This window comes from Sphingobium sp. ba1 (assembly GCF_000743655.1).
Taxonomy (GTDB): Bacteria; Pseudomonadota; Alphaproteobacteria; order Sphingomonadales; family Sphingomonadaceae; genus Sphingobium.
The window spans coordinates 421,415-427,137 of record NZ_JPPQ01000069.1 but is presented as its reverse complement, the minus strand read 5'-3'; the positions used below and the strand labels follow the sequence as shown (position 1 = coordinate 427,137).

4 protein-coding genes and 1 pseudogene are annotated in these 5,723 nt (G+C 64.6%); 4 read left to right on the top strand and 1 reads right to left on the bottom strand.

The genetic code is table 11. From position 1 onward, the window contains the following. The first annotated feature begins 168 nt into the window (after window positions 1–168). From IL54_RS05080 to IL54_RS05070, 3 genes are read left to right on the top strand one after another with little or no spacing between them, the layout of a single operon-like run. Complete coding sequence (locus IL54_RS05080) at window positions 169–1,692, top strand: peptide MFS transporter (RefSeq protein WP_037473697.1); 1,524 nt, start codon at window positions 169–171, stop codon at window positions 1,690–1,692. Next, on the top strand, window positions 1,689–3,086 hold the full coding sequence (locus IL54_RS05075; protein ID WP_037473695.1) for an amidohydrolase: 1,398 nt from the start codon (window positions 1,689–1,691) through the stop codon (window positions 3,084–3,086). Before IL54_RS05080 ends, IL54_RS05075 begins: the two co-directional genes overlap by 4 nt. Continuing rightward, a complete protein-coding gene (locus IL54_RS05070) occupies window positions 3,083–4,486 on the top strand; it encodes an amidohydrolase family protein (RefSeq protein ID WP_237748787.1) in 1,404 nt (467 codons plus the stop codon). Before IL54_RS05075 ends, IL54_RS05070 begins: the two co-directional genes overlap by 4 nt. 169 nt (window positions 4,487–4,655) lie before the next feature. Here the strand turns inward: IL54_RS05070 and IL54_RS05065 are convergent, their stop codons facing one another. Continuing rightward, window positions 4,656–5,153 (bottom strand): SH3 domain-containing protein, encoded by a 498-nt coding sequence (locus IL54_RS05065; protein WP_037473694.1) that lies wholly within the window; start codon window positions 5,151–5,153, stop codon window positions 4,656–4,658. Between the two features lie 90 nt (window positions 5,154–5,243). On the opposite strand from IL54_RS05065, the pseudogene IL54_RS22715 reads away from it, so the two are divergent. Further along, window positions 5,244–5,723, top strand: a pseudogene (locus IL54_RS22715) (D-glycerate dehydrogenase); the annotation flags it as partial.

Below are 5,723 nucleotides of genomic sequence, written 5' to 3'. Positions count from 1 at the left end.
GCGAGGGGGGAGGAGAGGTCGTTGAACATCGCCGCGACAAATGGCCCGGCCGCCGCCATGACGCAAGGGCCGCCTGTGTTTTTGACAGACGCGAATTTGGCTCTACTCTCTGGCCATCATTCGGCCTCCGTTCGGCGGGCCGGTCAAACCATATGACAAGGGTTCCCGATGGCGACCTCGATTCCTGGCGTGGAGGCAGCGGGCAAGACCTGGCTCGGCCATCCGCGCGGCCTGTTCCTGCTGTTCTTCGCGGAGATGTGGGAGCGTTTTTCCTATTACGGCATGCGCGCCATCCTGATCTTCTACCTCACCAAACATTTCCTCTTCGGCGAAGATCGCGCCTATCTGCTCTACGGGGCCTATACCTCGCTGGTCTATATCACCCCGGTCATCGGCGGCTATCTGGCCGATCGTTTCCTGGGCCCGCGCAAGGCGGTGCTGGTGGGCGGCGTCTTCATCGCCATCGGCCATTTCCTGATCGCCATCACCGAAGGGCCGGGCGGGCAGGATCCCCTGTTCCTCAACGGCTTCTACCTCGCCCTTGCCAGCATCATCGTAGGCACCGGCTTCCTCAAAGCCAATATCTCGGTGCTGGTGGGCGAACTTTACCCCCGCGACGATGCCCGCCGCGATCCGGCTTTCTCCATCTTCTACATGGGCATCAATGTCGGCGGGATGATGGGGCCGATCATCTGCGGCCTGCTCGGCGAATTGTACGGCTGGAGCTGGGGCTTCGGCGCGGCGGGCGTCGGCATGCTGCTCGGCCTCGTCATGTTCGTCTGGCTCAAACCCTGGCTGCTGGGCAAAGGCGAGCCACCGGCGCCCGCCCAGTTGCGCGCGCCCGTCACGGCGGGCATTAGCCAGGAATGGATCATCTATCTCGGCGCAGCGCTCGGCGTCGTCGCCATCTGGCTGGTGATCCGCTATGCCGAATTGCTGGGCTATGCGCTGCTCGGATTTGCCGCGCTGACGGTGCTTTACATTGTCTGGCGCACGATGAAGACGCTGGGCAAGGTCGACCGCGACCGCATGTTCGCCGCACTGTTTCTGATTGCGCTCAACCCGCTCTTCTGGGGATTGTTCGAACAGACCGGCTCCTCGCTCAACATCTTCACCGACCGCAATGTCGACCGCGTCCTCTTCGGATGGGAAGTCCCGGCTTCCATGTTCCAGTCGGTCAATTCGGTCTTCATCATCCTGCTCGCGCCCTTGTTCGCCGTGCTGTGGACCATCCTCGACAAGCGCCGCCTCGAACCATCCTCGCCCGCGAAATTCGGCATCGGTCTCATCCTGTGCGGAGCGGGCTTCCTGGTGCTGGTGGCGGGCGCGGCGATGGCAGGCGAAAATCTCACGCCTGTCCTGTTCGTCTTCCTCATCTACCTCTTCCACACCATGGCCGAACTCTGCTTCTCGCCGGTCGGCCTCTCGGCGATGACGCGCCTGTCGGTGCCCAGCATGGTCGGCCTCGTCATGGGCACCTGGTTCCTCGCCATGGCGGCGGGCAATTTCATCGCAGGCCTCATCGCCCGCGCCACCGGCAGCGGCGACGCAGGCGGCGTGACCCAAGTGCTGGACGTCTACAGCCGCATCGGCTGGTTCGCGATCGTGGTTGGCGGCCTTGTCCTGCTCGTCTCGCCCTATATCAAACGCCTGATGCATCTCGACCTGATCGCTTCGGAGGATAAGCCATGAGACCAAGCGCAACACCGTTGTTGATCGCCGCCCTGCTGGCCGGGGTAGCCGGTCCCGCCGGCGCGAAGAAAGACAAGGATGCCCCGGCTGCCACCCAAGGCAGCTCGGCCGAACCCGAAAACCCTTATCCGTCCACCTACAAAGCCTATCCTGCCACCGCCACCGCCATCCGCGGCGCGACGATCTTCGACGGGGAGGGCGGGCGCATCGACAATGGCGTCATCTTCCTGTCGGACGGCAAGGTCACGGCGATCGGCGGCGCGGACACACCGATCCCCGCCGACATCGCCGTGTTCGAAGGCACCGGCAAATATGTCACCCCCGGCGTCATCGACATCCACAGCCATTTGGGCAACTATCCCTCGCCCGGCGTCGATGCCCATTCCGACGGCAATGAAGCCACCGCGCCCGTCACCGCCCATGTCTGGGCCGAACATAGCATCTGGCCACAGGATGCAGGCTTCAGCCGCGCGCTCGCCAATGGCGGCGTCACGAGCCTGCAAATTCTCCCCGGCTCGGCCAACCTGTTCGGCGGCCGCAGCGTCACGCTCAAGAACGTCCCCGCCCGCACCATGCAGGGCATGAAGTTCCCCGGCGCGCCCCATGGCCTCAAAATGGCGTGCGGCGAAAATCCCAAGCGCGTCTATGGCAGCAAGGGCCGCGAACCCTCGACCCGCATGGGCAATATGGCGGTCAACCGCGCCACCTGGATCAAGGCGCGCGACTATCAGAAGAAGCGCGCCGCCGGAAAGGACCAGCCCCGCGACCTCGGCATGGAAACGCTGGCCGATGTGCTGGAGGGCAAGATCCTCGTCCACAATCACTGCTACCGCGCCGATGAAATGGCCAATGTCATTGATATGGGCAAGGAATTCGGCTATCGCGTCACCGCCTTCCATCATGCGGTCGAAGCGTACAAGATCGCCGACCTGCTGCGCGACAATGGCATCTGCTCGGCGCTGTGGGGCGACTGGTATGGCTTCAAGATGGAAGCCTATGACGGCATCAAGGAAAATGTGCCCTTGGTCCATCGCGCCGGGGCCTGCACCATCGTCCATAGCGACGATGACAATGGCATCCAGCGCCTGAACCAGGAAGCCGCCAAGGCCCTGGGCGCGGGTCGCCGGATGGGCATAGACATACCCGACGAAATCGCCTGGACCTGGCTCGCCATCAATCCCGCACGCGCCATGGGCATCAGCGACCAGACCGGCAGCCTCAAAGTCGGCAAGATGGCCGATGTCGTCCTCTGGAATGGCAATCCGTTCAGCACCTATACCCGGCCGGACAAAGTCTGGATCGACGGCGCGCTGCTCTACGACAGCGCCAACCCCAAATTGCGCCCCGTCAGCGACTTCGAAGTCGGCCAGATCGGCGCGGGAGACGTGAAATGAGTAAGCGCACCCCCAAAATTCCGTTCGGTTCGAGCTTGTCGAGAACCGTGTCTGGGCGCAGTTCTCGACCGACGCTTCTCGACTTCGCTCGAAGCTGCTCGAACCGAACGGCGGTAGGAATTGCCGTCTTGGCGCTGCTCTCCACCCCGGCCTTCGCCCAATCCCTCGCCATCACCGGCGCAACCCTCGCCATCGGCGACGGCTCCGAACCCATCCGCAACGGCACCGTGGTCATTACCGCTGGCAAGGTGACCGCCGCAGGCGCAGGCATCGCCATCCCACCCGGCACGAAAACCATCGACGCCGCTGGAAAATGGGTCACGCCGGGCCTCGTCTCCGGCTTCTCCCGCGTCGGCCTGGTCGAAGTCCCGGCCGTCAACGAAACCAACGACGCCAGCGCCCGTTCGCCCTTCTCCGCCGCGATCGACGTCGCGCCCGCGATCAACCCGCTGGCCAACCCGGTCGCGATCAGCCGCACGGCGGGCATCACCCGCGCCGTCGTTGTCCCCTCGACCGGCACCGGCATTTTCGCCGGACAAGGCGCGGTCGTGGACCTCGGCGCAGACATGAGTCCGATCACCAAGCCGCGCGCCTTCCAATATGTTGAAATGGGCGAGGAGGGGGCCAAGGACGCCGGTGGCAGCCGCCCCGCCGCGATCCTGACCTTCAAGACGATGCTGCGCGAAGCCCAGGAGTTTGCCAAAGCCCCCGCCAGCTATGACGGCCGTTCCAAGGACGCGCTTCTGAACCGCATCGACGCCGAAGCCTTGGTCCCGGTCGTCACTGGCGCCATGCCGCTGATGGTCCATGTCGAAAGCGGACGCGACATTTTAGCTGTCTTGGCGCTCCGACAGGATTTCCCGGCACTGAAACTCATCCTTGCGGGCGCTGCCGAAGGCTGGATAGTCGCGCCGCAAATCGCCGCCGCTAAAGTGCCGGTGATCGCGGGCGGCCTCGACGATCTCCCCTCCAGCTTCGAAAAACTCGCCGCCACCCAGAGCAATGTCGGCCGCATGGTCAAGGCGGGTGTTGCCGTCTCGATGGGCCTGATGGACCGCGACGAGGGGCTGCAACTGCGCCTTGCCACCCAGCAGGCGGGCAATATGGTTGCGCTGAACAAAGTGCCCGGCGCGACCGGACTAAGCTGGGGCCAGGCGCTCCGCACCATCAGCTCTGCGCCAGCGGAAGCCATGGGCCTGGGCGATCGTATCGGGTCGCTCAAGGCCGGACGGTCAGGGGACGTCGTGCTATGGGACGGCGACCCGCTGGAAATGACGTCCGCGCCGCTCGCCGTCTGGATCGACGGCATCGCCCAGCCGCTCGACAACCGCCAGACCAAATTGCGCGACCGCTACGCAACGCCGGAGGAAGGCGTGTTGCCCAAAGCCTATGCCTGGTGAGTGCACACCCTGAACAGCAAATATTACTGTCCTACAGGCCGGGTTTTTGCCATCTTGGGGCTGGCAGTGAGGCCGCATCGTCGCGTCGCGATTTTGCAATAAAGTTACAAGGGGGTATGCGATAATTTCAAGATTTGCGGGAAATATGCGAAGTTAGGCGCGTCCAATCCTATTGGTCGGTCGCGCCCCAGACGTCGCTGGCCTTCACATAGCCGCGCTGCCCCCGCACGTCGAAACTGCACCATCCGCCCGAACAGTCGGACAGCCGCCCGACCACGCCACGCTCCGCCCGGAACAATGTCCGCGCGCCATCACTCGCCGATTGCCGCAGCGGTGCCACCTCAGCCTTGACGATGCCGGTTGCCGTGTCGCTCAGCAGGCGCACATGCATCCACCCTTGCGCGCCGTCCGGGTCTTGCACCTTGCGCCACAGTCCCAGCACCTGCACCACCTTCACCGGCAGATCGCGGCGGCGATAGACCCAGTTGGACGGGTAATCCAGGCTCGGCCCCACGCGCATCCGCGCCTCGTCCTGGGCGATCGACGCCCAATAGGGCACCGGCTTGCCCGGCGCGGCGACACTCGCCGCCGTCATAGCCAGCGCCATCGCCACACCAGCGCCCCGCATCAACAGCTTCATTCCAGACCCATTTCCCATGTCACCCATGATCGTCCCTTAGCCCGCCGCGCGCCGTCGCGACAGTCATTCCCGCATAACCGCTTGACCGACGCCGCAGGCGGGCATAGCGGCAGGGCCATGGCCAAGAAACTGCGCCCTGCCAAGCCGCGCGTCATCGTCACGCGCCGCCTGCCGCCCAATGTGGAGGCGCGCATGGCCGAACTGTTCGACGCCAGCTTCAATGTCGGCGACGCCCCGATGAGCCGCACCGAACTGGCCCGCGCCATGGCGCAGTGCGACGTGCTGGTGCCGACCATCAACGACACAATCGACGCCGCCCTGCTGAACGGCGCGCCGGAGCGATTGCAATTGATCGCCAGCTTCGGGGCAGGGGTCGATCATATCGATCTGGCCGCGGCGCAGGCGAAGCGGATCATCGTCACCAACACGCCAGGCGTCCTGACCGAAGACACCGCCGACATGACCATGGCGCTGATCCTCTCGGTTCCCCGCCGCTTGGCGGAAGGGGAAAAGCTGGTCCGGTCCGGCCAGTGGCGCGGCTGGAGCCCGTCGGGGATGCTCGGTCACCGCATCGGCGGCAAGAAGCTCGGCATTATC